Below are 24,612 nucleotides of genomic sequence, written 5' to 3'. Positions count from 1 at the left end.
TCTTGCTCTGCTGCATCGCGATATGCATAAGCGATGCAGCCTGCGGAGAAACAATGATGGCTGACGACGCACCGCTCTGGATCCCGACGCAAGAGCAGATCGACGCGGCGCCGATGACTGCCTTCATGAACGCCGCGGCGAGCGTGGCCGGCAAGGCTTTCTCCTCCTATACCGACCTGCATCGCTGGTCGATCGATGACCGCGAGACCTTCTGGAGCCTGGTCTGGGACTTTTGTGGCATCGTCGGCGACAAGGGCGAACGCGTGCTGGTCGATGGCGACAAGATGCCCGGCGCGACCTTCTTCCCTGATGCGAAGCTGAACTTCGCCGAGAATCTCCTCAAGAAAACCGGCCTTGGCGACGCAATCGTCTTTCGCGGCGAGGACAAGGTCGAGCGGCGGCTGTCCTGGAACGAGCTGCAAGCGCTGACCTCGCGCTTGCAGCAGCTTTTCCTGTCGCTCAAGGTGAAGAAGGGCGACCGCATCGCAGCTATGATGCCCAACATGCCGGAGACTGTTGCTGCGATGCTGGCGGCCGCCTCGATCGGCGCGGTCTGGTCGTCCTGCTCTCCAGATTTCGGCGAGCAGGGGGTTCTCGACCGGTTCGGCCAGATCGAGCCGGTCATATTCATCGCGCCGGACGGCTACTGGTACAATGGCAAGGCGATCGAAGTCGCCGACAAGATCGCGGCCGTGGCGGGCAAGCTCGCCACCGTCCGCAAAGTCCTCATTGTCGACTATCTCGGCACCTCGACCGACGTCGCGGCGACCATCGGCAAGGCGGCTGCGCTGGAAGAGGCGCTGTCACCCTTTGCCGCCAGGCCTATCAGCTACGAGAGGCTGCCGTTTTCGCATCCGCTGTACATCCTGTTTTCATCGGGCACGACCGGCATTCCCAAATGCATTGTCCATTCGGCCGGCGGAACGCTGATCCAGCACGTCAAGGAAGAACGGCTGCATGCCGGCCTGCTCGACGGCGACCGCTTCTTCTACTTCACCACCTGCGGCTGGATGATGTGGAACTGGCTGGTGTCGGGCCTGGCATCGGGCGCCACCTTGCTGCTCTACGACGGCTCGCCGTTCTACCCGGACGGCAATGCGCTGTTCGACTTCGCCGATGCCGAAAAGATGACCTATTTCGGCACCTCGGCCAAATTCATCGATTCCGTGCGCAAGGCCGGCCTCAAGCCGATCCGCACGCATGATCTTTCCAGCGTGCGCACCATCTCCTCGACCGGCTCGCCGCTATCGCCGGAAGATTTCCGCTTCGTCTATGAAGGCATCAAGAAGGACGTGCATCTGGCTTCGATTTCCGGCGGCACCGATATCGTCTCCTGCTTCGTGCTCGGCGTGCCGATCGAACCGGTATGGACCGGCGAGATCCAGGGGCCCGGGCTCGGTCTTGCCGTCGATGTCTGGGACGATGACGGCCGGCCGCTCCGCCAGGAGAAGGGCGAGCTCGTCTGCACCAAGGCGTTTCCGGCGATGCCGATCGGATTCTGGAACGACCCTGACGGCAGGAAATACAAAGCCGCCTATTTCGAACGTTTCGACAATGTCTGGTGCCACGGCGATTTCGCCGAATGGACCGCCCACGGCGGCCTGATCATCCATGGCCGTTCCGACGCCACGCTCAATCCGGGCGGTGTCAGGATCGGCACGGCGGAGATCTACAATCAGGTCGAGCAAATGCCGGAAATCCTCGAAGCGCTGTGCATCGGCCAGGATTTCGACAATGACGTTCGCGTCGTGCTGTTCGTGCGGCTGGCGGCCGGCGTCGAGCTCGATGGCGAGCTGGAAAAACGCATCCGCGCGAAAATCCGCACCGGGGCGAGCCCGCGCCACGTGCCGGCCAAGATCATCGCCGTCAGCGATATTCCGCGAACCAAATCCGGCAAGATCACCGAGCTCGCGGTACGCGACATGGTGCATGGCCGCGCCATCAAGAACAAGGAAGCGCTCGCCAATCCCGAAGCGCTCGAGCTGTTCCGCAACCTGCCGCAGCTCGCCGACTGATCCCGGGGTCCAAGGTCGGAGCCGTTTTGAGGTCTCCGGTATCGTTAACAAATTATCTCTTCGGAATTTACCTAGATTTCATGCGTGGTACACATTGGTAAACTTTCCGGCGTGGCGGTAAGGTTTTGTTAAGGCCCGGCATCGATAGTCGTGCGTAACTTGAGGGAGAAATCCCGTTCCTCTTAGCCCCGAGAGGATCTGATTCGCTCAAGCCCCGTTGTGACAGCAATTCTATCATTCAAGGCGTCCTGTTGGACGCCTTTTTTCTTTGCACCGCTATAGCTAACCGGCGAGCACGCGGGTCGAGGGAAAGGCGACTTCGACCAGGGTTCCCTCGCCGGGCGTCGAATTGATGGTGAACCGGGCACGGTTCGCTTCGACCATCGCCTTGGTCAACGGCAGCCCGAGACCGGTGCCATCGCCGCGGCCGCGCTTCAGCGCATTGATCTGCTTGAACGGCTTCAGTGCCTGCTCGATCTCGGACTGGCTCATGCCTATGCCGGTATCGCGCACGCGCATGACGACATCGCCGGAGATCTCGTAGGCCGTCGACACGATCACCTGGCCGCCGGCCTGCGTGTAGCGGACGGCGTTCGACAGGATGTTGAGCGCGATCTGCCGCACACTGCGCAGATCGGCCACCACTTCCGGCAGCCGCGAGGCGAAGCTGGAGCGGATGATGACGCGCTCCCGGTTGGCTTGCGGCTGCATCATCGCCACGGTCTCGGCCAGTGTGTCGTTGAGCGACACCGCCTCATAGGCCATCTCCTGCTGGCCGGCCTCGATTTTCGAAATGTCGAGCAGGTCGTTGACCAGATCGAGCACGTGGTTGCCCGAACGGTTGATGTCGCGCAGATAATCGCGATAGCGGTCATTGGCCACCGGCCCGAATTTCTCGTCGACCATCAGCTCGGAAAAGCCGATGATGGCGTTGAGCGGCGTGCGGATCTCGTGGCTGATGCGGGCCAGAAAATCGGTCTTCTGCGACGAGGCGCGCTCGGCGACCGCGCGCGCCTGGGTCAGGTCCTCTTCGGCCCGCTTCCACTGGGTGATGTCCCGCACCACCGCGCAGAAGCCGCTGTCGTTGGGCAGCCTGCCGATGGTCATGAACAGCGGAATGAAGCGCCCCTGCGCCTCGCGTCCGATCACCTCGCGGCCATCGTTCATCACACTCGCAACGCCGGGCTCCGACAACCCCTCGAGATAGTCACGCGCCGCGCGCTGGCTTTCGATCGCAAACAGCGAGACGAACTGTTTGCCGGTCGCCTCGTCGCTGTCGAAGCCGAACAGCGCCTCCGCCGGACGGCTAATTGAACGGATCGTTCCGTTACGGCCGATCAGCACGACGCCGTCGGTGGCGGTGTCGATGATGGTGCGCATCTCGGCAATGCGTGCCTTGAGCTCGGAAACATCCGGCTGCGTTTGGTCGTCGGCGGCGCCACGTGGAATGGCTGCTGCCTCGTCGTCGCCGGAACGGCGTACGACCAGCATCAGTGCCTTGCCGTTTCCCCAGGGGACGGAGCGTAAAATCGCGTCGATCGGAAACTCCTGACCGTCGCGCGTCTTCAGCCGTAATGAGCGGTCGCCGCCGTCCGAACTGCCGTCGTCGGCATAAGGGTCGGCAAACAGCGCGCCGAGCCCGCCGGCCTCGTCCAGGGCATTGAGCGTCGCATAGCCGGTCAAGCCGAGGAATTCGTCGTTCGCGTAATGCAGCTGGTCGCCGGAATGGATAAGCACCGGCACTGGCAGCTTGCCGAGGATCGAGGTATCCGGCCCCTTGTTGTCCTCTCCGGCAAACGCCGACGGCACGAAGCCGTCGAGTTTGAGCGGTGGTGCCTGCGGCCGCTCGCTGGGCGGCACCTGGCCGGCAACGTCGGCTGCGCTGTCTTCGGACCAATCCTCGCTGTCCTCGGCGTCACGGAAATCTTCGGCTGTCATGCTGTCGTCGTTGCCATCCTGCGGCGCTTCGGCGACGATCGTTCGACGGTTCGTGCTGGGCTCAACGCCTTCCTGCGCTTCATCGCTTGGTTCGCGGTCGGCATAGTCGAGCAGCGATCCGGAAACAGGGCGTGTGACGGGTTCGCTGGCTTGCGCCTCGGCTACCGCCTCATCAGGCTGCTCGCCGTCGAGCCGGGCAAGATCCTTCTGGTCTTCGGCATCGGCCTCGGGCGGTTCGGCGGCAGCCGCCCCGCTTTCCGGACCTTGCGCCGGCATCTCACCCTTGTCCGTCGGGCCGGCTTCTTTCAGCTTTGGCTCGTCGGCCTTGCCGGCTGCCTCGACTTTGGTCGCAACCGGCTTCGGCCTTCCGGCGCTGGGCTGTTCTTCGGCCGGGGTGCTGTCCTTCTTGAGACGCTCGCCAATCTCTCGAAACGCGCTGCGTTCCAGCGTCGACAGGCCCTTGTCGTTGGCCGGCTGCCGGTGCTCGGCCAGCCGGATCACCTTGTCGGCAAAGCGCCGCTCGGGCTTTGGCACGATGGTCAATGCCGGCACTTCGCCCCTGAACGGATCGGCGGGTTTCGGTGTCTCGGGGAGAGGTTCGACGGCTTCCGGCCCGATGGTCTCGGCAGGTATCTCCTCGGCGACAAGGGCCATGCCGGCCGCGTCCGGATCGACCACCGCATCGCCGCTGCGGGCAACGCCGAAACCGCGAAAACCTTCGAAAACGCGGCTGCGGCTGTAAACCGGGAGGGCCGCCAGATCGACGGGTATCTTCCGATCGGTGCCGGCGACCGGCCACAGCACGGAGCGGCCGGACCAGGTGTCGCGCCGTTCGAGCAGGCCGGCAATCTCGCCAGAAGCATCGAGGCCATAGGCGGCCGAAACATCCTCGAAGCGGCGGCCGATGACGTCGGCGGCCGGCTTGCCGACGAGCTCGGCAAATTCCGGCGACAGGGCGCTGAACCGGCCCTCCGCGTCGGTACGCCAGACGAAACGCATGGGTGCCGCCGTGCGATCGATCGCCGAACCGCGGTGTTCGGCCGGGGAGGCGGCTTTGGTGGCTTTTGCGGCGCTTTCCGGCGAACTATCCGCGCCGGCCTGCGAAGCGTCCGGGCTGGTCTCGACTTTGCCGGACGCAGCTGTCCCGGGCAGGCCCTGCGCGTCGTCGCCGGCATTGAAGTACCAATGGTCATGCAGCGTCGGCGCTTCGCCAACCGTGCGGTGATTGTCGGCCGCGTCGACAGGTTCGTGCTCCGCCGATGCGGAGGTGCCTTCGATCGCTGCAGGGTCGATTTCCGCCGCGCCGGTGCTGCCGATTGGCTGCTCGTTGTCCTGATCCGTTGGCTGGGGAAGATCGCCACCGCTCGGTGCCGCTGCTGGCTCGGTTTCCGCGCCGGCACGCTCGCCAGCAGGGGCCTCGCCGTCAAGCCGGTCCTCGTCGATCACCACCAGCAGGTGCCGCTCGTCCGTCAGCCGGGCAAGGCCCGCCGGATAGGAACGGGATCCCCCCGGAACCAGGCGCTTGACGATGCGGTCGCTCTCGTTCGCCACGTCGGCGACAAGCGCGGCCAGCGTCTCGGGCCGGATACCGAGCGCCGAAAAGCCGTCCGAGGCGGCGTCGATATTGCCCTTGGCGTCGACAAAGGCGATGTAGTGGCCGTCTTCGGTAAAGCCACCGATGGCGCGATCGGCGATCTCGGCCGCGCTGCGCGAGCCGGTCTGCGCCGCCGGTAGCGCCAGCACGATGGCTTCCTCGCCATCGGGCATGGTCACCGCGCTGGCCAGGAAGCCGACCGCGCGGCTGGTCAGGCCGGTCGCCAGCCGGACCGTGATGGCACGGTCGAGGCCGATCTGCGGAAAACCGCTGGTCGCCATGATCTGGCGCCTGGCGATCAGCGGCAAACCTGCCGAGGCGCCGATGATCGCGCCGATGTCGGGATAGCCGAATACCGCCGCGCCGGGGCCGTTGGCCCAGATCACCTGCTCGAGATCTGCCGACAAAATGGCGATCGCGTCGCCGGCGGCGAAGCGCAGGCGGACCGCGTCGAGCACGGCGACATCGAGGAAGGAGTAGTTTTCAGCCGGCATGCGCTTGGGGACCCTCACAGAGCGGGCAATTTGCGGTTAACGCTTTGTTAATAAAAGCCGACGGCGCGAAGGTCCACAAGTCATAGCGTGCAACCAATGGAATCTCTAGGCGCGTGGTTAACGCCGCGAGACAAATAATTTATGGTGCGATGCAACAAACATGTTGCAATGCACAAAATTTGCCTTTATGTTGCCATGATAGATGAACGAGACGGCTTTCTGTCAAAGCCGCTGCGCTGAAAAGGATGGAAAATGTCAAGGACCAAGACTGACACGATCGAAAACGTTGAATTCCCGAGCTTCGACGCTTCCAAGGCCACCGACCAGATGCGCGCCTTCGCCGAAAAGGGCGTCGAGCAGTCGAAAGAGGCCTATGCCAAGCTGAAGACCGGCGCCGAGGAGACCCAGAAGGCTCTGGAATCGACCTACGAGACCGCCAAGACCGTGTCCAGCGACCTGTCGCTCAAGACCATTGCCGCCCTGCGCGCCAATGCCGAAGCTGGCTTCTCGCATTTCGAAGCGCTGATCGGCGCCAAGTCGCTGTCGGAAGTCGTTGAGTTGCAGACTGCTTTCCTGCGCAAGCGCGTCGAAATGACCGTCGAGCAGGCCAAGGACTTCCAGGCGGTTGCTGCCAAGGCGGCCGAGGACGTATCCAAGCCGATCAAGACCGCCTTCGAGAAGGCCGTGAAAGAAATTAAGATCGCCTAATATTTGCACACAGTTTGACGATGCATCAAAAGGTCGCATTTCGTCAGACAAATAGGTGTGCGATATAGTGGTTTAAGCGAATACCCGGCGGGTGGAACCTCCTCCCTCTGCTCACCGGGATAACCAGCCAGCACCTCCTCCCGCTGGCTCGTAACAGGAAAAGGCCGGCACCTCCTCCCGCCGGCCTTTTCTTTGTCCGGCGAAAAATGACGCGATGCCGGAGCGATCCTTTGCTTTGCCAAAAACCTTGAATTAAACTCCGATAGCCCGTATGGACGCATCGCCGAACGACAGAGCGGGTCCCGGAGAATGAACGTTCCGTCTGGATCTCGCTCGGGCAAGCGTGCCGTTGTAGCTCAGATGGTTAGAGCGCCGGATTGTGGATCCGGAGGTCGCTGGTTCGATCCCAGCCAACGGTACCATTCAGCTTTCAGCCAGGGTTTCTGACCAATAGCGCCAAGCGATCTTTACGATCCTGGCGCGGTCACCTGCGATCCCGCCTGACGCGCACCGCGCAGGTGATCCACGAGGGCTCTCAGCTTCGGCGCGATATTCCGTCGGCTGGGAAAATAAAGATAGAAGCCGGCAAACGGCGGAAAATAGCCGTCGAGGATTGGCACGAGCTCGCCGCGGTCGATCCAGGGGCGGAATGTGTCCGCCATGCCAAACGTGATCCCGGCGCCAGCAACGGCCAGCCGGATCATCAGCCACATGTCGTTGGTGGTGATCTCGGGCGCAACCGCCACGTCGAACTCGCGCCCGTCCTCGCCAAACTCCCACCGATAGGGCGAAACTCCCGGCGCCGGCCGCCAGCCGATACAGCGATGAGCCACAAGCTCGCGCGGATGGGCGGGTGCTCCGAACTTTTCGAGATAGCGCGGGGCGCAGACGGCCATCTGTCGCTGATCGCCCGACACCGGCACGGCAATCATATCCTGCTCGATCACTTCGCCGAGCCTTACTCCCGCATCATAGCCTTCGGCAACGATGTCGAATTCCTCGTCGGTGACCACAATATCCAGATGCACCTCGGGAAACTTTTCTGCAAAGGACGCCAGCAACGGTCCTGACAGAAAGGCCTCGGCGATCGACGAAACCGCGATCCGCAGGCGGCCGCGCGGGCGGTCCAGAAACTCCGTGATGGCTTCGACTGCCGCGTTCACATCGGCTATCGCCGGTGCGACGCTCGCCAGCAGGCGCTCGCCCGCTTCGGTCAGGTTAACGCTGCGTGTCGTGCGCTGCAGTAATGCGATGCCAAGGCGCTGTTCAAGCCTGAGGATGCTCTGGCTGACCGCTGAGCGCGTCACGCCCAGCCGGTCTGCCGCAGCGCGAAAATTGCGTTCCTCGGCCACCGCGACGAAGACGGCAATTGCATTGAGATCGATGTCCATTGGTTAGTAAAACTTACCATCGAGGTTAACGGCGGGCGGGTTATCGCGACAATGCCATGGCTCTATCTCTGTCGCAACGGCAAGAAGGCTTGATCCTCCCGATCCAAGCCGAAGCCGGTCGACAAAGGAGATATCCCATGACATCACTCCCTTCTTCTTGGGACCTGGATGGAAAAGTCGCCCTCGTGACGGGCGCGGCACGCGGCATCGGCCGCTGCGCGGCGGAACTGCTGCGGGCGCGGGGCGCCCGGATCGTGGCAAGCGATCTCAGCGACAGCGTACGCGAATTGGAAGCCGAGGACGTGGCAACCCTGGTCGGCGATGTCGCCGACGAGGATCTGGCCAGACGCTCGGTCGAACTCGCGGCGAAGCGCTTCGGACGACTGGACATCGTCGTGAACAATGCCGGTCGCACGCTCAACAAACGTCTGACGGAGACCTCGGTCGACGACTATGACCGCATTCTGCAGATCAATGCGCGCGGCAGCTTTGTCACCGCCCGGGCCGCAGTGGAATTGATGGTCGCCGGCGGTGGCGGCTCGATCGTCAATGTCTCGTCGATCTCGGCCGTCGCGGCCTTCGAGACGCAGGCGGCCTATGCCTCCTCCAAGGCGGCTGTCGCACAGCTGACCAAGGTGATCGCGATCGAATATGGGCGCATGCGCATTCGCTGCAACGCCGTTGCCCCTGGCGTGATCGAAACCGACATCATGGAAGGCGTGGTGGAAAATGGCCGGGAGATGCTGCGCAGCTTCGGCGATGCGCATCCGATCGGCCGGATCGGCCAGCCGCAAGAAGTTGCCGAGGCCATCGCCTTTCTTGCCTCGCCGGCGTCCAGCTTCATCACCGGGGCCTTGCTTCTGGTCGATGGCGGCTACACCGCCCAGTGAGTCCCAATAGGGTCGGCGCACTGCGGGAGCTCACCCATGCGCCACCCTTCACGTCGTGAAAATAATCACAGAACCAAAAGGATCATCTCGAGGACCATGAACAAAGTTGTTCTGATCACCGGTGCCTCCAGCGGCATCGGCGCTGGCATTGCCCGCGAACTTGGCGTGGCAGGTGCGAAGCTGATGCTCGGCGCACGCCGCACCGACCGCCTTGAAGCGCTTGCGGCCGAAATCGAGGCAGCTGGTGGAACAGTTCGCGTGCGAGCGCTGGACGTCACCAGAAGGGAGGATGTCGCAGCATTCGCCGATGCCGCCCGGGCCGAATGGGGCCAGGTCGATGTCATCGTCAACAATGCGAGCGTCATGCCGCTGTCGGCCATGGCAGCCATGAAGGTCGACGAGTGGGAGCTGATGGTGGACGTCAACATCAAGGGTGTTCTGTACGGCATCGCGGCGGTCCTGCCCGAGATGACGGCACGTGGTTCCGGGCATATCATCAATATCGGTTCCATCGGCGCGCTGGCCGTCTCGCCCACGGCTGCCGTTTATTGCGCAACGAAATACGCTGTCCGCGCGATTTCCGATGGGCTCCGCCAGGAGAGTGACGATATCCGCGTAACCTGCATTCATCCTGGCGTGGTGGAAAGCGAGCTGGCGAAGACGATCTCCGACGAAGCCGCTGCCGCCGCCATGAAAACCTGGCGTGCTATTGCGCTGCAACCCGATGCCATCGCCAGGGCAGTGCGCTACGCAATCGAACAGCCCGACGATGTCGACGTCAACGAGATCGTCGTGCGCCCGACGAAGGCGGCGCATTGATGCGATCCACTTTGGCCGCAGTGCTTACGGGTATTGCCGTCGCAGTAGCTCCAACCGGCCTGACCCTTCCTTCAACTCCAATTCTTGCGGAGCAACCAATGACGCACCAAGATCACCCCTATGTCGGAATGTGGGTCACCGAGGATCGCCATATCAGGCACGAACTCCTGCCGAACGGCCGTCATGACGAAGCGCGCGGTGACCGCGAGAGCGCCTATCGGGGACGCTATGAAGTGCAGGGCAATCACATAGAATACTGGGACGATACGGGCTTCACCGCGGATGGTGAGTTCGTCGAAGGCGTCCTCTATCATGCCGGCATGATCCTTTATCGCCAGCGGTAGAGAGCCGCCCTGAGACAAGCACTTCAGGGTTCCACAAGACGCTGTTGCATGCCTTGCATGAGGCGCTCGGCAGCTTGCACTGCAAGGCCCGTCACACCACATATCTCCCAGCAAGCGCGGCGGAAAGAAGCAGGACCGCGAGCAGAGTCGACATTGCAAATGCTTGTCACTATATAGCGGCGGCTTTGACGGCTCGCCTTTTATGTCGTGCCAGCGAGAGCGCGGTAAATGTGCTAGCTATTGTGACATCTATTGTGATCTAAAACGGCTTGAAAACCGAAAAAAAGCAAATAGAAACAATAGCGCGGGTCGAAAGTTTCCTCGAGAGAATCAGTCCTCAAGAACTAGAACGTGCTCCTTGAACCCTCCATTCCCTTCGGCTCTGTGGACCTCGGACAAGTTCGGCTTGCCGGGCGAAGCCGACTCGGCTCGAATGGCAGCACGCATCTTTTCGAAGATGCCGACGTTTATGATTACCAACCGGCATAGCCGCTAGGGAAACAGCAGTATGAGTGAACACGCGATCGAGTTCTTGCGCGGGTGGATTGGCGAAAAAGTCCACTGCCAGCCCTCGCCAGCCAGAATCGAGAAGCAGGCCGAGACCCTCGCCAGGGAATGTGCGGCCAAGGCCGCCGAAGCCGGCATACCCCTGGAGGATATCCAGGAAGAGGTCGGCGACATTCAGGAGCTCATTGCTTCAAGGCTCGAAGAAGCGGCCGAGGCCGAGCAGGACGAGCGGCATTCGAATAAGCCCGCCGGCTGACGGCAAAACCTGCCGGGCGAACATTGCCTGTCTGATGCAGTTGCGCGGTCTTATCGCCGCGCAGCTTTGACAAATCTCTCTTGGAGCCATGTTTTAGGCAACGCCGGCACGAAATTGCCGTCGCGCCCGGTCATGTCTTCATTGGCGACCAGCGCGTTGAGGATTGCTTCCTCCACGCTCTGAACGACGGCGTCGAAGAACGGATTGATGTCGGCATCCGGTATGTAACCGGCGCTGGCCAATTTGCCGGCCGCGCCGCGCGCCGCATCGGCATTGGCCGTGCTGAAGGCCAGAAAAATATCGCCGGATGAATTATATCCATAGCCGCCGGTCAGCGCGACGCCGAGCGGCACGCGTTTCGCCAGCCGTTTCAACTGATGCGGCATGAATGGCGCGTCGGTGGCGACGATCGCGATGATCGAGCTCTTTTCCGCTCGCGGCGTGTTGTCCCGGATCGCCGGTTCGGCGAGTTCCGCTCCAGCCCTGATGCCACGGATCACGAGGTTTCGCCGCGAACCGAAATTCGACTGGACGAAGCAGCCGATCGTAAAACGCTCTCCGTTCCAGTCGACGCTGCGCGAGGATGTGCCCGATCCCGCCTTGAAGCCGAAGGTAATCATGCCGGTGCCGCCGCCGACGCTACCCTCTTCGAGCGGCCCGGTTTCAGCCGTTTCGAGCGCGGAAAACACGTGCTCGAAGCTCACATGATGGCCGTTGATATCGTTGAGGAAGCCATCATAGGTCTCGCCCGCCACCGGCAGCGCCCAGGCGCTGTCGAGCGCTCGCGGCAGCACCGTCTGCATCCAGCGCAGCGTTGCGTCGCGGCTGACGCCGCAGGAATGCGTGTTGGTGATGGTGATGGGAAGATTGAACCCTCCGAGCTCCTCTATCAGATGCGAGCCGGTCAGTTCGCCATTGCCATTGGCGCTGAACACGCCCGCAAACGCAGGGACGGCCAACTCGTCTCTGGGCCGTGGCAGGATCGCGGTCACGCCGGTGCGTACCGGACCCTTGCCGACGACGAGCGGCCCATCCCCCGAGATCAGCGTGGTATAGCCGACCGTCACGCCAGGCACATCGGTGATGGCATTGAAGCGGCCTGGCGTGCCCTCGAATGGGATGGCGAAGGCACGGGCGCGCAGTTTGCCCGAGGGCGTCGCAAGATGCGGGTCGGTCATTTCTTCCTCAGAAAAGCGAACCTTGGCCGCCCGGCGCCTTGAGCTTGGCCGCGGGCTTGGCAACCGTCTTCGGCCGCGCCGTGCCACTGATGGCGACTGCATCGGCGGTGCCGTCGGCGAACTCCAGCGAAAGCGCCATTCCCGACGCGACTTCCGCCGCATGCTTGATCACCGCGCCGTCCGCATCCTTGACCAGCGCGAAGCCTCGCGCCAGCACGGCCTTGTGCGAGAGCGTCGCCAGCAGCCGGTCGGCCTGCGTCAGCTTTCCACGCAGCCGGTCCAGCCGCCGCGAAATCGCCTGGTCCTGCCGCCGTGTCAGTGCCAGCAGGGCATCGCCTTGCAGTTTCTGCCGTCTGGCGATCGGCGCCGGTGACAGTCTCGTCGCCGTGCGTGAAAACCGCGCCCGACGCTCGCGCACGATGGCGAAGAACGCCGCTTGCGCACGGGCAAGGTCGCGGCGGGTCAGCGTGCGCGCTTCGTTCATGCGTCGCGACAAAGTCGCCGGCGTCAGCCGCTGCCCCAGAAGCCTGCCCCGCTTGCGCTCGACGCTGACCGACAGCGCCCGGCCGAGCCGGCTCGTCGCCTCGTCGAAGCGCCGCCGCGGCAGCGCCAGCAACTGGTCGGGCGAGGGCAGCGCCCGGGCGGCTGCGCGCGCCGCCTGCCGCTTTCGTTCGAAATTGCGCGACAGTGCGGTCTTCAACCGCGCGCCAAGGCCGGCAAGCGTCGCTTCGAGGTCGACCTTGACCGGCACGGCGATCTCGGCGGCGCCTGTCGGCGTCGGCGCCCGCACATCCGCCGCCAGATCGACCAGCGTCCAGTCGGTCTCGTGGCCGACGGCGGAAATCACCGGAATGCCCGATGCGGCGACGGCCCGGGCGAGCGCTTCGTCGTTGAAGCCCCACAGATCCTCCAGGCTGCCGCCGCCGCGCGCCACGATCAACAGGTCGGGCCGTGCGATGGCGCCGTCCCATGGCAGTGCGTTGAAGCCGTTGACGGCAGCGGTCACTTCCGCACCAGCCGTCTCGCCCTGCACCCGCACCGGCCAGACCAGCACGTGCAGCGGAAACCGGTCCTTGATGCGGTGGATGATGTCGCGGATGACGGCGCCTGTCGGCGAGGTGACGACGCCGATGACGCGCGGCATGAATGGCAGACGCCGCTTGCGCGCCGCGTCGAACAGGCCTTCGGCCTGCAGCCGGCGCTTGCGCTCGTCAAGCAGCGCCATCAGCGCACCGGCACCGGCCGGCTCGAGATTGTCGATGACGATCTGGTAGGTGGACTTTCCGGGATAGGTGGTCAGCCGGCCGGTGGCGATCACCTCCATGCCTTCCTCGGGACGGAATTTCAGCCGGCTCATCGCGGTCTTCCACACCACGGCGTCGAGCCGCGCGCGATCGTCCTTCAGGCAGAAATAGGCATGGCCGGAGGAATGCGGTCCGCGATAGCCGGAAATCTCGCCGCGCACCCGCACATTGCCGAAGACGTCCTCGACCGTGCGCTTCAGCGCGCCGGAAATCTCGCTCACCGTGTATTCGGTGGCGTTGGTGCGTGATTCGGATGCTGCGTCGCTCATCGGCAGATTGGGGGACGGTTGTTGGCCGCCGTCAAGGCGGCCGTGTTCGATGTCTGCCCCAATTGCAATCCCTCACCAGCCCGGCAGGATCTGGTTCGGCTTGGTCCGCTTCATCTTGGCGAAGGCTAGCGCGGCGAAATCGAACGTCCCGGTCTCTTCGCCAAGCGGCACGGAAATGTTGTCCAGGCTTTCCGAAATGTGGCGCGCGAGCGCATCGACGATCTCCGGCCGCGAGGTCTGGCCGCGCATGATGCCGATGCGGCAATCGGGCAGGGCGCCGAAACCGTCGGCCTCGCCCAGCACCCGCATGCCGGGCCTGAGCGCGCATTCCGGCAGCACCGAGATCGCCAGGCCGGAAAGCACCGCCGCGGCGATGACTGTAGCCGAGAAGCTGGTGAACAGGATGCGGTAGTCGCGGTTCTGCTGGTCGAGCACGTCGGCGGCGGCGCGCCGCCAGATGCAGTTCGGCCGGCCGAAGGCCATCGGCAGGATCGGCTGCTCATGCGTCGCGTGGTTGGCCGAGGTGACCCACAACAGCGGTTCGCGCCGCACCACTTCCGACTGGCCGCGCGCGTCGTTGTGCGTCACCAGTGCCAGGTCGAGATTGCCGCGCTTGATGTGTTCGACCAGTCCCGGCGTCGGCTCGCAGATAACGGTCAGTTCGACATGCGGGTTGGAACGGGCAAACCGCGCCATGATCTCGGGCAGGAAGCGATCGGCATAGTCATCCGGCGTGCCGATGCGGATGGTGCCTTCGAGCCGGCGGTCGTCGAATGCGGCCAGTGTTTCCTTGTTGAGATAAAGCAGCCGCCTTGCGTAGGAGAGCAGCCGGTCGCCCTCCTCGGTCAGCCTGTTGGTGCGGCCGTCTTTTTCGAACAGCGGCTTGCCGATCCGTTCCTCCAGCCGCCGCATCTGCATCGACACCGCAGACTGGGTCCGATGCACCGCTTCCGCCGCGCGGGTAAAGCTGCCGGTGTCGACAATCGAGATGAAGGTCTGCAACTGATCGAGATCGAGCGGCGCTTTCATTGGCCTAATCCATCATTGATGCTGATGCTAAAGATTAGAAACATTCGTTGGATTAATCAATCGCGCCATGGCAAATTCCGATTGTCCACATGAAGGCATGTGAATCGAAGCCGGAACGGCCGCTGTCGCCAGCGCCCGATCGACCGGTTTCGCCCGTTCGAATGTGAAGGAGACCGACATGGCTACGTTTGATTTCGCTACCGAGACCTCGCGCATCACTTCGCGTCCGGCCGTTGCGACGCGCGTGGCCAATGCCGCTGCCAATGTTTACCGCGCCTGGAAAAACCGCCGCGCCTTTTATCGCCTCGGCGAGATGTCGGATGCCGAGCTCGCCGACATCGGCCTGACCCGCGCCGACCTGCACGTCGCTGTCGGTGTGCCCTTTGGCCGCGATCCTACCGAACGGCTTCGCGTCATCGCGGTCGAGCGCGCCGAAACGATCGAGGATCTTGCCCGCAAGGTGGTGTGATCGCGTGATTTCGTCGTTCGGGCGCGTTGAACCTTTTTGAGGCACGACGCCACCAAGTTACGCAGGCTCCCCACTCCCTGCCGGATCCCCCCGGCCAGCCTGCGCGCTGCCCGGTCCTCCCAGGACCGGGCTTTCTTTTTGGGCGGCACTGACAGAGCCCCATCGCGATTTTTATCGGGATGGAACAGGTTCTACCGCCGGCCCATGCCCTGCTTGAACTGGTCGAAGATCGACTCCATGCCTTTCTGGTAGTCGTCGCGCTGCTGGGCGCCCGTCTCGAACATCTTGCCGAACAGGTCGTCGAACGGATTTCTCGGCCTGCCGCTCGGATTGGCCTGCGGCTGCGGCGCCTGGGGCTGCTGCGGCGCCTGACGCGGCTGAGACTGCGGTGCGCCACCGCCGAACATGTCCTGCAGTACTTTGCCGAGCGGATTGTCACCATAAGGGTTCTGTGTTTGCTGGGGCTGGTTCTGCGGCTGCTGCGGCTGTGGTACGCCGCCGCCGAACATATCCTGCAGTACTTTGCCGAGCGGATTGTCACCATAAGGGCTCTGTGTCTGCTGCGGCTGGCTTTGCGGCTGCTGCCCGCCGCCGAACATGTCCTGCAGCACTTTGCCGAGCGGGTTGTCGCCGTAAGGGCTCTGCGTCTGTTGCGGCTGCTGCCCGCCGAACATGTCCTGCAGCATCTTGCCGAGCGGGTTATCCGTGGGGCCTGCAGGCTGAGGGGCCGGCGCCTGGGCGCCGCCCGCCTGCCGCATCATCTGCTCGATGAGCTCGCCAAGCGGATTGCCGCCACTGCCTGCCGCATGCATCTGTCCGCCCAGCTGGTTGGTGGTCTGCTTGAACAGCCCGCCCATCATCATCGAGGCGATTGCCGGCAGCATCTGCTGCAGGACCTGCTGGCTGACGCCGCTCGCCTGGGCGGCCTGGCTGGCGACGGCCCGCGACAGGTCCTTCGAGCCGAACAAATGGCCGAGAATGCCGTTGCCTTCATCGAGGCCCTGCGGCGAGAAGGCCCGGCTTGCATCCTCGAAATATTTGGCGTGCTGGCCGCTGGCCATCGCCGTCATGAAGGAGCCGAGTCCATAAGGATCGGACGTATTGCGCTTCAGGCCCTGCGAAAAGGCCGGCAGCAGCGCCGCGACCGCCGCCTGCGTCTGCTGCTGCGACAGCCCGAACTGCTGGGCCAGCGCCTGCATGCCGTTGCCGTTCTGGGCCTGTGCCAGAATATCGAACAAGGAAGGCATTGTTTTCTCCTCCGGGAAAATCCTCGTTGGAGAAGCCTAGTTCGTTTCCATCACTGATTGAAGCGAATTTGCCGGACCATCGGCCAAGCCGATAGCGAAGCGTTAATACGCGTATTCCATGAACACCGGCTCGATCGAGCCGCCCCAGCGTGTGTGGTAGGCCGAGAGCATCTCTTCGGCGCTGGTCGTGCCGCGCGCGACGACCTCGTCCAGCGTGTTGAGGAACGAGGTCTCGTCATAGCCGTCGCGGTTCTTGCGGCCGCGGTTCTTCAGTCCCATGCGCGAGATGACGAGCACGTCGCGGGCGATCTCGCGCAACGTCGTGTTGCGGAAGGGCGCCGAAATGCCCTGTTCCGGCACCGCGTTGCGCATTGCCAGCACTTCGTCGTAGCTCCAGCTCGAGGTCAGTGCCTTGGCGGCGTCGAGCGCCGCCGCATCGTAGAGCAGCCCGACCCAGAAGGCCGGCAGCGCGCAGATGCGCCGCCACGGCCCGCCATCGGCGCCGCGCATTTCGAGAAAGCGCTTCAGCCGCACGTCCGGGAACAGCGTCGACAGATGGTTCGCCCAATCGCCCATCGTCGGCAGCCCGTCCGGCAATTCGTTGCGGGCGGCGCCCGTCATGAACTGGCGGAAGGTGATGTGCGTCATGTCATGGTATTGGCCGTCGCGGATGACGAAATACATAGGCACGTCGAGCGCCCATTCGACATAGTCGGCAAAGCCGAAATCGGGCGAGAAGCAGAATTCGAGCAGGCCGGAGCGCTGATTGTCGGTGTCGCGCCAGATCTCGCCGCGCCAGCTCTGCAAGCCGTTCGGCCGGCTTTCGGTGAAGGGCGAGTTGGCAAACAGCGCCGTCGACAGCGGCTGCAGCTTCAGCGACACCTGCATCTTGCGGCGCATGTCGGCTTCGCTCTCGAAGTCGAGGTTCACCTGGATCGTGCAGGTCCGGTACATCATGTCGAGACCTTTGGTGCCGACCTTGGGCATATAGCGGGTCATGATCTCGTAGCGCGACTTCGGCATCTTCGGCGTCTCGGCCAGTGACCATTTCGGGCTGCCGCCAAGGCCGAGGAAGCGGATGCCCATCGGTTCGGCGATCTCGCGCACCTGCGCCAGATGCGCATTGCCTTCGCGGCAGGTCTGGTGGATCGTCTCCAGCGGCGCGCCGGAAAGTTCGAACTGGCCGCCGGGTTCCAGCGAAATCGCGCCCTGGCCGGTCGGCTCGACCAGGCCGATGATGCGGCCGGCATCCATGATCGGGTCCCAGCCGAGTTTGTCCTGCATGCCTTCGAGGATGGCGCGAATGCCGCGCTCGCCGCCATAGGGCACCGGCGCATTGCCGTCGACATAGAACGGGAATTTCTCGTGCTCGGTGCCGATGCGCCATTTGTCGCGCGGCTTGTTGCCTTCGGCCAGGTGCTCGACGAGTTCGTCGACGCCTTCGATCGGCCGGAAATCGGTAGTATCGCGCGCCATAATAGCCCTCCGCACATGACCCCGAAAATCGGCTTCGATTTTCGGAAGGGATCAGGTGCCCAATCAAATGCTACAGCGTCCTTTGCGCGCCCGAAAGGACACGCGGCCACTGCCGGCGCTAGATGGACGAAATGTCAGTAGCCGATCAAGCGAAAAATCCTGAGCCAGAGGGTAACGGGAATTGATCACCAATCCCCGATTGTCGCCTGGATCAGCGCCAAAGCTGCCACCGCCGCCGTATCCGCTCGCAGGATGCGCGGCCCGAGCGGAATGGCGGTAACGAAGGGCAGCGCTCTCAGCATCCTGCGTTCATCGTCGGAAAAGCCGCCCTCCGGTCCGACCAGCAGACCGAGCTTTCCCTCCCGCACCGCCTGCAATGCGGGCAGGGGATTGTTGGTCGATGCGTCCTCGTCGCAGAAGATCAGCCGCCGCTCTCGGTCCCAGTTGCTGAGCAGGCGCTCGAATTTTTCCGCTTCGCGCAGCTCCGGCACCGCCAATATGCCGCATTGTTCGGCCGCCTCGACGACATTGGCGCGCAGGCGCTCGATGCCTGGTTTTGCCACTTGCGTATGCTGGGTGATGACCGGCTGCAGGATGCCGGCGCCCATCTCCACCGCCTTTTGCACGAGGTAGTCGAGCCGCCCCTGCTTCAGCGGCGCGAAGCAATAGACGAGATCGGGCAGCGGCGGCTGCGGCCGCTGCAGTTCCATCATCTTCAGGCGCACCGCCTTCTTCGATTTCGCGGCGATTGCCGCCGACCATTCGCCGTCGCGGCCATTGAAGACCAGAATTTCGGCGCCTTCGCCGAGCCGCAGCACATGCGAGAGATAATGGCTCTGCTGCGGGCCGACGTCGAACTCGATGTCCGGTCCAAGCTCGTCCGGCACGAACAGCCGCTGCATCTTGTAATTGGCGCGCATCGCCGAGGAATGCGGCAACGTCACCCTCGTCGTCAAGCCTCGGCGGAAGGATGCCAGACAGGCTCGTAGCCCTGCCTTAGCACCGAAACAGTTGTCGCCGGCGTGAGCACGCGGATTGGACTGTCGGTAAAACCGCCGAACCCCACCGGTTCGCCATAGCCGCCGAAACTCCAGGGCAGCGCGGCGCCGTCAAACAGGGCGTACGTCCTGTTTCCCGACGAGATCATCGTGCCGTCAGGCAAGTCCGCAAGCGCCTCCGGTTTCAGTCTCGGCGCCTGTCCGCCCGATGCCAGCCGCTCCTTGTGCAGGCGCTTGTCGAGCTGCGGCGCGCGTGGCTCGGCAATGCCGAAGGCGTCGCCGAAACGCCGGACAAAATCCCTGGCTCGCTCGCGCCGGCAGAAGAAGCAGGGGCGGTGCCCGGCGGCAAGTGCCGTCACCTCGTCGAGGAAAAACAGCTCGGTCCAGCCGGCCTTGCCGCCCAATTGGTCGTCGCTTTGCCGGTTGCGCCCCATCGGCTCGCGCCGCACGTCGCCGTATTCGCAGGCGCAGATGATCCAGGCTTGCAGCGCCCAGCGCTTCTTCAACAGCGTTCTCGTCTCGGGGTCGTGAATAATGCCGCGATTGCCCATGAACAGGCCGCGCTCCGGTACGGCATGGATGGCGCCGAATGGATCGACCCGGTTTTGCAGTGGCATAGGCGTTCCCTGTTGGCTGCAATGCTGGCGCCATGATATCGCTCGTTGCATCAATTTAATGTCAGCAGGTTTCGATGCGGGTCTTGGTGGTCCAGAACTTCGACAATGAGGGCCTTGGCCAGATCGGCGCGGCGCTGGTCGAGGCGGGCGCCGATATCGACCTGCGCCGGCCCTATCGCGGCGACGCGCTGCCGCAAGCTAGCGGCGAGCATGACGCTATGGTGGTGCTCGGCGGCGCCCAGAATGCGCTGGACGACGAGCTCTGTCCTTATTTCGCGGGTCTGCTCGATCTGACGCGCGACTTTGGCGAGAGGGATCGCGCGGTGCTCGGCATCTGCCTTGGCAGCCAGTTGGTAGCGCGCGCCTTTGGCGGCGAGAACCAGATAGGCGGTGCCTCGGAATTCGGCTGGCAGGAGGTCGCGCTTACCGCGGCGGCGCAGGCCGATCCGGTGCTCGCCGCCTTGCCCGAAAAATTCCCGATCTTCCAATGGCACGACGACACCTTTGTCTTGCCCGAGAGGGCCGTGCGACTGGCTGGCAACGCCGTCGCCGAGAACCAGGCGTTCCGCATCGGCCGCGCCGTCTACGGCTTCCAGTTCCATTTCGAGGCCGACCGGCCGATGGTTCGCGACTGGAGCACGTCCTTCGCACCGCTGATCGCCGAACGCAATCCGGAATGGGCCGTCCGGCTCGACGATGAAATGGCCCGCAACGGACCGCAAGCCGATGCCGCCGGCCTGGCCATCGCCCGCGCCTGGGTGGCGACGATCTGACGGCTCATACAGTCAGCGTAGTTGGCGACGTTGCATATTTGGCACGCGGGGGCAAATCCTCCGGGGATAACGCGTTTCATCCTTGGCCTGTGTCTGTCGGCCAGCCTAAAAGGCGCCCGCTCTGCATCTTGCGTGCAACCGCGATGAACCTTTCCTGTGACCCGCGCGACACACCGCCGATACAGAACATACCTAGAAGCGCGAAACCGTCAGACATTTGCGACGTGTTTTGCGTTTCAACGCATTGGTAACCCGCTCGTGCATAGATGCAGGAAGCTCAACAAGAGATGACGTCCGTGAAAGCAGCCTTTTTGTCCTTTGTCATGTTGTCGGCTATCGTGTTGTGCGGCCTCGGTATTTATTCCGCCGACGCGGCCAACGACCACAATGCCGTCGACGGCTACGGCGTCACCGCCGCGCTTCGCTAGAGCTTTTGCAGCCAAGCGGACTCACTTGGCGTCCCAGAAATGCGGCAACTGCGTAGGATCCCGATTCAATTTGGATGGATCCCGCTCCGGACGTCACCCACTTTGGACGTCAGTCGACGAATGACTTCGAGCTCTGATCGACGTCACCTCACATAGTCGCTGCGCCAGTCCGACGTTGCGCCGACCGCCATGCCCTTGTCGTCGAACAGGTGAACAAAGGCGGCGGGCAGCGCAAGCGACAAATCCTCGCCGGCTTTGGCGCCGGATATTCCCCGTCGCGTCACGGTGAAGCCCAGCCCCGAGTCAAGTCGTGCATGGATTACGGTTTCCGAACCGAGGATTTCTGTCGTCTCGATCCGGGCCTTGAGCGGCCCGCTGCCTATCTCGACATGTTCGGGGCGGACGCCGATCGTTATAGGTGTGCCGTCCGGCAACTCGACACTGCGGCCGGGCAGCGCAACGGTCACGCCCTCGCCAAGTGTCAGGCCCAAGGAGCCGTTCAGCCTGCCAATCTTGCCTTGGACAAAGTTCATTTGCGGTGCGCCGAGGAAGCCGGCGACGAACTGATTGGCGGGGCGGGCATAAAGGTCGATGGGCGATCCCACTTGCTCGACCGCCCCGTCTCGCAGGACCACTATCTGGTCGGCCATGGTCATGGCTTCGACCTGGTCATGCGTGACATAGATCATCGTCGAGCCGAGCCGGCGGTGCAATGACACAAGCTCACCACGCATCTTTACCCTCAGCTCGGCATCGAGGTTGGACAGCGGCTCGTCGAACAGAAACGCCTTCGGTTCCTTGACAATCGCACGACCAATGGCGACGCGCTGGCTCTGCCCGCCGGACAGCTGGCTTGGCCGCCGCTTCATCAGATGCGCAATCTCCAGGATACCCGCCGCCTTGGCCACCCGCGCGTCGATCTCCGGTTTCGGCAGCTTGAGGTTCTCCAGGCCGAAACGCAGGTTTTGCGCGACGTTCATGTGGGGGTAAAGCGCATACGACTGGAAAACCATGGCCATGCCGCGCGCCGACGGCAGCAGGTGGTCGCAGCGCTTGCCGTCGATGCGGATCTCTCCTGAACTTATCTCTTCAAGGCCGGCGATCATCCTGAGCAGAGTGGACTTGCCGCAGCCCGAGGGGCCAACGAACACCGTGAACGCGCCTTCGTCGACCGCCAGGTTGATGCCGTGAATCACCTCGAGCGCCTGGAAGCTTTTCCTGACATCCCTGAGTTCAATCGCAGCCATCATGCCACCGCCGGGGTTCCGGACCCAAATTGCAGGACCAGGCGCGCTCCCGTGCCGATTGCCCGGCGCTCCGGAAGCCGATGCACGCCAAGACCGGCAACGGCAATTTCAGAGATGTCGAGGCTGCCGCCAAGCACCGCGAGCGTCAGCTCTCCAGCCTTGCGGCTCAGTTCGCCGAAGGCGTTGCCGGCCGACCAGAACGCCGTGTAGTCGCCCCGGTCCTTGGGCGCAAAGCTGATGCGCCCTGCGACGAGGTCGGCGCTGAGGCCCGCCCAGGCGTTGACCAACTGCCATGCGGACATGGAGCGGGCATAATAGGAACCGCATTCGATGTCGTTCCAGGGATTGCGGCGCGAGCCGTCGTGCCGGTCGCGAGCGGCGCGAACGATGCTCAGGCCCTCGTCAATCAGCCCGCGCATGATCATGTGGGAGGCCGCCATATATTCAATGCCGGTCCATACCTCCTCGGCATAAGGTGCTGCAACCATCGGCTGGCGCACACCTTCGGGATAGGTCGCCACCAGCAATCCACCCTCGTCCTCATACGCATAGTTTCGGCCTGGGTTGAAGTGGTTCTCGAGGCTCGGGCGAAAATTGTTGGCGTGCACCGCCTTGAGCGCCGCCTCGACCTTGCGGTCATCGAGGAAGCCGCCCAGCCCCGCCACCTCGGCGTGCCATTGCCCGAGGATCTGGTCGGTGACGCAGCCTTCGCCCATCTGGTATTTCAGCTCGGAATACTCGTCCGACCAATAGGTCTCCATGAAACCGTCGGCGAGTACGCCGGCCTTGCGGCCGACGTCGAACGGCGCCAGCACGCTTTTGTCGGAAAGATCGATGTCCTGGACGAACCAACGGCTGTTGAACAGCTTCTCGTCGATGTAGCTTGCGCCGTTCCGACCGAGATTGCCGCATCTATCGGCGAAATCCGCCTCGCCCAGCGCCGTCGCCATTTCAGATGCCGCAAGCAGCGCCGCCACATACATCGAGCCAAGCCAGGAGTTCGGATTGAAAAGTTCCATGTCGAGGGTCTGGTGCTGACGGCCGGAAAGAACGCCTGATTCATCCGGATCCCAGCGGTCCGGATTATCCTCGCTCCACGCATATTCGACCGCACGCCGGATATTCGGCCAGTAGCGTCTCAACCATTCTGTATCGCCCGACAGCTTCCAGTCGCGATAGGTCTTGATCACCGCGCCGAAATGCCCGTCGGCGCAGGGGCCGATGATGTCAAAACCGGCGCCGAGCGGTAGCTTCTGGCGAAAAGTAAGGCCGCCGGTGGGCAGCTGGTTGTAGGTGAATTCGGTCTCGCGCAGCGTGCGCTCCAGCTTTGGGAACAGATGCGCCAGCGCCTGCTGGTAGTTCCAGACATGCGTGCAGGTTCCCTCGCAGGAGCCGTCCTGGGTGTGCTGGCCTTCCCACGCCCAGATCTCACCGCCCTCCAGCCGGATCACCGTCGCGGTGCGCAGGAGCGCAAGCGTCGCGGTTGCGGCATCCTTGATCTCGGCCGGCAATGTCGAGCCGAAGATACTGTCCCGGAAGGCCATGGTCTCACCGGCGAGCGCATCCCAGCGACGCAGCGCATCGCGTGCGCTCGCTTCTGAGCCTGCCCAGTGGTTGGCATAGTAGTTGCGCCAGGTCGGCGTTTCGCGATCCGGGATCGGCGCATCGGGCGAGGTGCGGAATGCCCAATAGATGTCGCCGATCGGAAAATTCCAGGATATGACAAAGCGCACCTTCTTTCGCCCGCCGGCCGGAACCGTGACGCGCGCCGCCAAGGTGCCGTGTTCGGGCTGCAGGCTCATATGCCTGGACGTTCGAGGCTGGTCGTAGCGCCGCTCGGGCAGCCGCCCGGGACGCGCGAATTCTTTCCAGAATACGGCCAAATTGTCGAACCATTGGCCGCGATAATGATAATCGGTGTGGTCGACATCGGCCGCGTCGGTGGCGATGGTCAGGTCGCCGCGATCCGCCGGCTTCAGCGTCTGGTCGGACGATGTGAGGCGCAGCGTGCTCAGGCCGTCCTGCCGCTCGAATGTATGGATGCCGCTGTTGGAGCCATAGTTCCCCAGCGTCCCGGCCAGCGTGTAGGTCAGTTCGTCCTTGGTGTCGTTGACGAGTTCGAACTCGAACATGGCAACCGGCATCGAACTGTCGTGATCGTTGTGAGGGATGAACGGCGACAGCGCCGTCAGGCGGACGGCGCCGGGGAAGCGCTCGTCATTGAACACCAGATCGGCGGTGGGAAAGCGGCCGTAGAAATCGACCTCCTTGAAATGCGGCACACCGACCAGCGTCTGCCGGTTGGCACCATGGCCAAAACCGTCAAACATCTTGCGCAGGCCGGGTGCGCCGGACGGATTGAGATCATAAGGACCGTTGAGAACGCGCGCGTCGACCAGTTCGCCGCCTCTTTCCGCCTTGATGGCGAAATGCGAATAGCCGTTGTAGCCCTGCAGCGCCGGGCGGTTGCGGATCGACCAGTCGATCAGTCGCCCGCTTCCCGAGATCGAGAAGCCGCCGGAGCCGATTCCACCCAATGGAAACGCAATGTAACGGGTGCGCTCGCCCTTGTAGGCAAAGCGCGGATCGATGGATACAAGGTCGTCCCACATGAGTATTTC

The 24,612-nt window shown here is 63.3% G+C and carries 20 protein-coding genes and 1 tRNA gene; 10 read left to right on the top strand and 11 right to left on the bottom strand.

Going from position 1 to position 24,612, the window contains the following annotated elements; genetic code table 11:
• Nucleotides 1-56: 56 nt before the first annotated feature.
• Nucleotides 57-2,015 (top strand): acetoacetate--CoA ligase, encoded by a 1,959-nt coding sequence (locus tag NKJ46_RS08480; RefSeq protein ID WP_352664021.1) that lies wholly within the window; start codon nt 57-59, stop codon nt 2,013-2,015.
• A gap of 282 nt (nt 2,016-2,297) precedes the next feature.
• On the opposite strand, the gene NKJ46_RS08475 is transcribed toward NKJ46_RS08480, so the two are convergent.
• Nucleotides 2,298-6,041: a PAS domain S-box protein gene (locus NKJ46_RS08475; protein ID WP_352664019.1), complete on the bottom strand. Its 3,744-nt coding sequence runs from the start codon at nt 6,039-6,041 to the stop codon at nt 2,298-2,300.
• A gap of 252 nt (nt 6,042-6,293) precedes the next feature.
• Between NKJ46_RS08475 and NKJ46_RS08470 the strand changes: the two genes are divergently transcribed.
• Entirely contained in the window at nt 6,294-6,749 is a 456-nt protein-coding gene (locus NKJ46_RS08470) for a phasin (protein WP_352664017.1), read from the top strand.
• 345 nt (nt 6,750-7,094) lie between these two features.
• Nucleotides 7,095-7,171 (top strand) — tRNA-His (locus NKJ46_RS08465).
• 45 nt (nt 7,172-7,216) lie between these two features.
• Here NKJ46_RS08465 and NKJ46_RS08460 read toward each other — a convergent pair.
• Complete coding sequence (locus NKJ46_RS08460) at nt 7,217-8,140, bottom strand: LysR family transcriptional regulator (protein ID WP_352664015.1); 924 nt, start codon at nt 8,138-8,140, stop codon at nt 7,217-7,219.
• A 137-nt stretch (nt 8,141-8,277) separates the two neighbouring features.
• On the opposite strand from NKJ46_RS08460, the gene NKJ46_RS08455 reads away from it, so the two are divergent.
• From NKJ46_RS08455 to NKJ46_RS08440, 4 genes are all read left to right on the top strand, one after another.
• Entirely contained in the window at nt 8,278-9,030 is a 753-nt protein-coding gene (locus tag NKJ46_RS08455) for an SDR family NAD(P)-dependent oxidoreductase (protein WP_352664013.1), read from the top strand.
• A 96-nt stretch (nt 9,031-9,126) separates the two neighbouring features.
• Nucleotides 9,127-9,849, top strand: a complete 723-nt coding sequence (locus tag NKJ46_RS08450; RefSeq protein ID WP_352664011.1) for an SDR family oxidoreductase — start codon at nt 9,127-9,129, stop codon at nt 9,847-9,849.
• A complete protein-coding gene (locus NKJ46_RS08445; protein ID WP_352664009.1) occupies nt 9,849-10,193 on the top strand; it encodes an Atu4866 domain-containing protein in 345 nt (114 codons plus the stop codon). The genes NKJ46_RS08450 and NKJ46_RS08445 overlap by 1 nt, the downstream gene beginning before the upstream one ends.
• A 508-nt stretch (nt 10,194-10,701) precedes the next feature.
• Nucleotides 10,702-10,956 carry a hypothetical protein gene (locus NKJ46_RS08440; protein WP_352465001.1) on the top strand — a complete coding sequence of 85 codons (255 nt, stop codon included), beginning with the start codon at nt 10,702-10,704 and terminating at the stop codon, nt 10,954-10,956.
• Nucleotides 10,957-11,006: 50 nt separating this feature from the next.
• Here the strand turns inward: NKJ46_RS08440 and NKJ46_RS08435 are convergent, their stop codons facing one another.
• The 3 genes from NKJ46_RS08435 to NKJ46_RS08425 all read right to left on the bottom strand — a co-directional run bounded on the left by NKJ46_RS08435 (nt 11,007) and on the right by NKJ46_RS08425 (nt 14,736).
• Nucleotides 11,007-12,134: a DmpA family aminopeptidase gene (locus NKJ46_RS08435; RefSeq protein WP_352664007.1), complete on the bottom strand. Its 1,128-nt coding sequence runs from the start codon at nt 12,132-12,134 to the stop codon at nt 11,007-11,009.
• A gap of 7 nt (nt 12,135-12,141) precedes the next feature.
• Nucleotides 12,142-13,707 carry an exodeoxyribonuclease VII large subunit gene (gene xseA, locus NKJ46_RS08430; RefSeq protein WP_352664005.1) on the bottom strand — a complete coding sequence of 522 codons (1,566 nt, stop codon included), beginning with the start codon at nt 13,705-13,707 and terminating at the stop codon, nt 12,142-12,144.
• Between the two features lie 72 nt (nt 13,708-13,779).
• Entirely contained in the window at nt 13,780-14,736 is a 957-nt protein-coding gene (locus NKJ46_RS08425) for a LysR substrate-binding domain-containing protein (protein ID WP_023716458.1), read from the bottom strand.
• Nucleotides 14,737-14,914: 178 nt separating this feature from the next.
• On the opposite strand from NKJ46_RS08425, the gene NKJ46_RS08420 reads away from it, so the two are divergent.
• A complete protein-coding gene (locus NKJ46_RS08420) occupies nt 14,915-15,205 on the top strand; it encodes a DUF1127 domain-containing protein (RefSeq protein ID WP_254819306.1) in 291 nt (96 codons plus the stop codon).
• Between the two features lie 191 nt (nt 15,206-15,396).
• Here the strand turns inward: NKJ46_RS08420 and NKJ46_RS08415 are convergent, their stop codons facing one another.
• From NKJ46_RS08415 to NKJ46_RS08400, 4 genes are all read right to left on the bottom strand, one after another.
• The gene (locus tag NKJ46_RS08415) at nt 15,397-16,452 is read right to left on the bottom strand and encodes a DUF937 domain-containing protein (RefSeq protein WP_352664003.1); all 1,056 of its coding nucleotides are present in this window, start codon (nt 16,450-16,452) and stop codon (nt 15,397-15,399) included.
• A gap of 102 nt (nt 16,453-16,554) precedes the next feature.
• Nucleotides 16,555-17,928, bottom strand: coding sequence for a glutamate--cysteine ligase (locus NKJ46_RS08410; RefSeq protein ID WP_352664001.1), 1,374 nt, complete (start codon nt 17,926-17,928; stop codon nt 16,555-16,557).
• Between the two features lie 185 nt (nt 17,929-18,113).
• Nucleotides 18,114-18,848, bottom strand: coding sequence for a 16S rRNA (uracil(1498)-N(3))-methyltransferase (locus NKJ46_RS08405; RefSeq protein ID WP_352664349.1), 735 nt, complete (start codon nt 18,846-18,848; stop codon nt 18,114-18,116).
• Between the two features lie 32 nt (nt 18,849-18,880).
• Complete coding sequence (locus tag NKJ46_RS08400; RefSeq protein ID WP_352663999.1) at nt 18,881-19,543, bottom strand: hypothetical protein; 663 nt, start codon at nt 19,541-19,543, stop codon at nt 18,881-18,883.
• Nucleotides 19,544-19,617: 74 nt separating this feature from the next.
• Between NKJ46_RS08400 and NKJ46_RS08395 the strand changes: the two genes are divergently transcribed.
• Both NKJ46_RS08395 and NKJ46_RS08390 read left to right on the top strand, forming a co-directional pair.
• Nucleotides 19,618-20,316: a type 1 glutamine amidotransferase gene (locus NKJ46_RS08395; RefSeq protein WP_352663997.1), complete on the top strand. Its 699-nt coding sequence runs from the start codon at nt 19,618-19,620 to the stop codon at nt 20,314-20,316.
• A gap of 287 nt (nt 20,317-20,603) precedes the next feature.
• A complete protein-coding gene (locus NKJ46_RS08390) occupies nt 20,604-20,744 on the top strand; it encodes a hypothetical protein (protein WP_292664785.1) in 141 nt (46 codons plus the stop codon).
• Between the two features lie 143 nt (nt 20,745-20,887).
• On the opposite strand, the gene NKJ46_RS08385 is transcribed toward NKJ46_RS08390, so the two are convergent.
• Both NKJ46_RS08385 and NKJ46_RS08380 read right to left on the bottom strand, forming a co-directional pair.
• Nucleotides 20,888-21,991 carry an ABC transporter ATP-binding protein gene (locus NKJ46_RS08385; RefSeq protein ID WP_502903373.1) on the bottom strand — a complete coding sequence of 368 codons (1,104 nt, stop codon included), beginning with the start codon at nt 21,989-21,991 and terminating at the stop codon, nt 20,888-20,890.
• Nucleotides 21,991-24,603, bottom strand: coding sequence for a GH116 family glycosyl-hydrolase (locus tag NKJ46_RS08380; RefSeq protein WP_352663993.1), 2,613 nt, complete (start codon nt 24,601-24,603; stop codon nt 21,991-21,993). The genes NKJ46_RS08385 and NKJ46_RS08380 overlap by 1 nt, the downstream gene beginning before the upstream one ends.
• Nucleotides 24,604-24,612: the final 9 nt, after the last annotated feature.

Source organism: Mesorhizobium sp. M0166, assembly GCF_040322255.1.
GTDB lineage: Bacteria > Pseudomonadota > Alphaproteobacteria > Rhizobiales > Rhizobiaceae > Mesorhizobium.
Note: the sequence above shows the minus strand (reverse complement) of the source record. Positions and strands in the feature narration are given on the sequence as shown.

Excerpts from the sequence above, each read along its gene's own strand:
- NKJ46_RS08470 (WP_352664017.1), top strand. The coding sequence starts at position 6,294 with ATGTCAAGGACCAAGACTGACACGATCGAAAACGTTGAATTCCCGAGC.
- NKJ46_RS08420 (WP_254819306.1), top strand. The coding sequence starts at position 14,915 with ATGGCTACGTTTGATTTCGCTACCGAGACCTCGCGCATCACTTCGCGT.
- NKJ46_RS08410 (WP_352664001.1), bottom strand. The coding sequence starts at position 17,928 with ATGGCGCGCGATACTACCGATTTCCGGCCGATCGAAGGCGTCGACGAA.
- NKJ46_RS08435 (WP_352664007.1), bottom strand. The coding sequence starts at position 12,134 with ATGACCGACCCGCATCTTGCGACGCCCTCGGGCAAACTGCGCGCCCGT.
- NKJ46_RS08390 (WP_292664785.1), top strand. The coding sequence starts at position 20,604 with ATGACGTCCGTGAAAGCAGCCTTTTTGTCCTTTGTCATGTTGTCGGCT.
- NKJ46_RS08400 (WP_352663999.1), bottom strand. The coding sequence starts at position 19,543 with ATGCCACTGCAAAACCGGGTCGATCCATTCGGCGCCATCCATGCCGTA.
- NKJ46_RS08460 (WP_352664015.1), bottom strand. The coding sequence starts at position 8,140 with ATGGACATCGATCTCAATGCAATTGCCGTCTTCGTCGCGGTGGCCGAG.
- NKJ46_RS08405 (WP_352664349.1), bottom strand. The coding sequence starts at position 18,848 with ATGCGCGCCAATTACAAGATGCAGCGGCTGTTCGTGCCGGACGAGCTT.
- NKJ46_RS08440 (WP_352465001.1), top strand. The coding sequence starts at position 10,702 with ATGAGTGAACACGCGATCGAGTTCTTGCGCGGGTGGATTGGCGAAAAA.
- xseA (WP_352664005.1), bottom strand. The coding sequence starts at position 13,707 with ATGAGCGACGCAGCATCCGAATCACGCACCAACGCCACCGAATACACG.
- NKJ46_RS08425 (WP_023716458.1), bottom strand. The coding sequence starts at position 14,736 with ATGAAAGCGCCGCTCGATCTCGATCAGTTGCAGACCTTCATCTCGATT.
- NKJ46_RS08475 (WP_352664019.1), bottom strand. The coding sequence starts at position 6,041 with ATGCCGGCTGAAAACTACTCCTTCCTCGATGTCGCCGTGCTCGACGCG.
- NKJ46_RS08380 (WP_352663993.1), bottom strand. The coding sequence starts at position 24,603 with ATGTGGGACGACCTTGTATCCATCGATCCGCGCTTTGCCTACAAGGGC.
- NKJ46_RS08395 (WP_352663997.1), top strand. The coding sequence starts at position 19,618 with ATGCGGGTCTTGGTGGTCCAGAACTTCGACAATGAGGGCCTTGGCCAG.
- NKJ46_RS08480 (WP_352664021.1), top strand. The coding sequence starts at position 57 with ATGGCTGACGACGCACCGCTCTGGATCCCGACGCAAGAGCAGATCGAC.
- NKJ46_RS08415 (WP_352664003.1), bottom strand. The coding sequence starts at position 16,452 with ATGCCTTCCTTGTTCGATATTCTGGCACAGGCCCAGAACGGCAACGGC.
- NKJ46_RS08445 (WP_352664009.1), top strand. The coding sequence starts at position 9,849 with ATGCGATCCACTTTGGCCGCAGTGCTTACGGGTATTGCCGTCGCAGTA.
- NKJ46_RS08455 (WP_352664013.1), top strand. The coding sequence starts at position 8,278 with ATGACATCACTCCCTTCTTCTTGGGACCTGGATGGAAAAGTCGCCCTC.
- NKJ46_RS08385 (WP_502903373.1), bottom strand. The coding sequence starts at position 21,991 with ATGGCTGCGATTGAACTCAGGGATGTCAGGAAAAGCTTCCAGGCGCTC.
- NKJ46_RS08450 (WP_352664011.1), top strand. The coding sequence starts at position 9,127 with ATGAACAAAGTTGTTCTGATCACCGGTGCCTCCAGCGGCATCGGCGCT.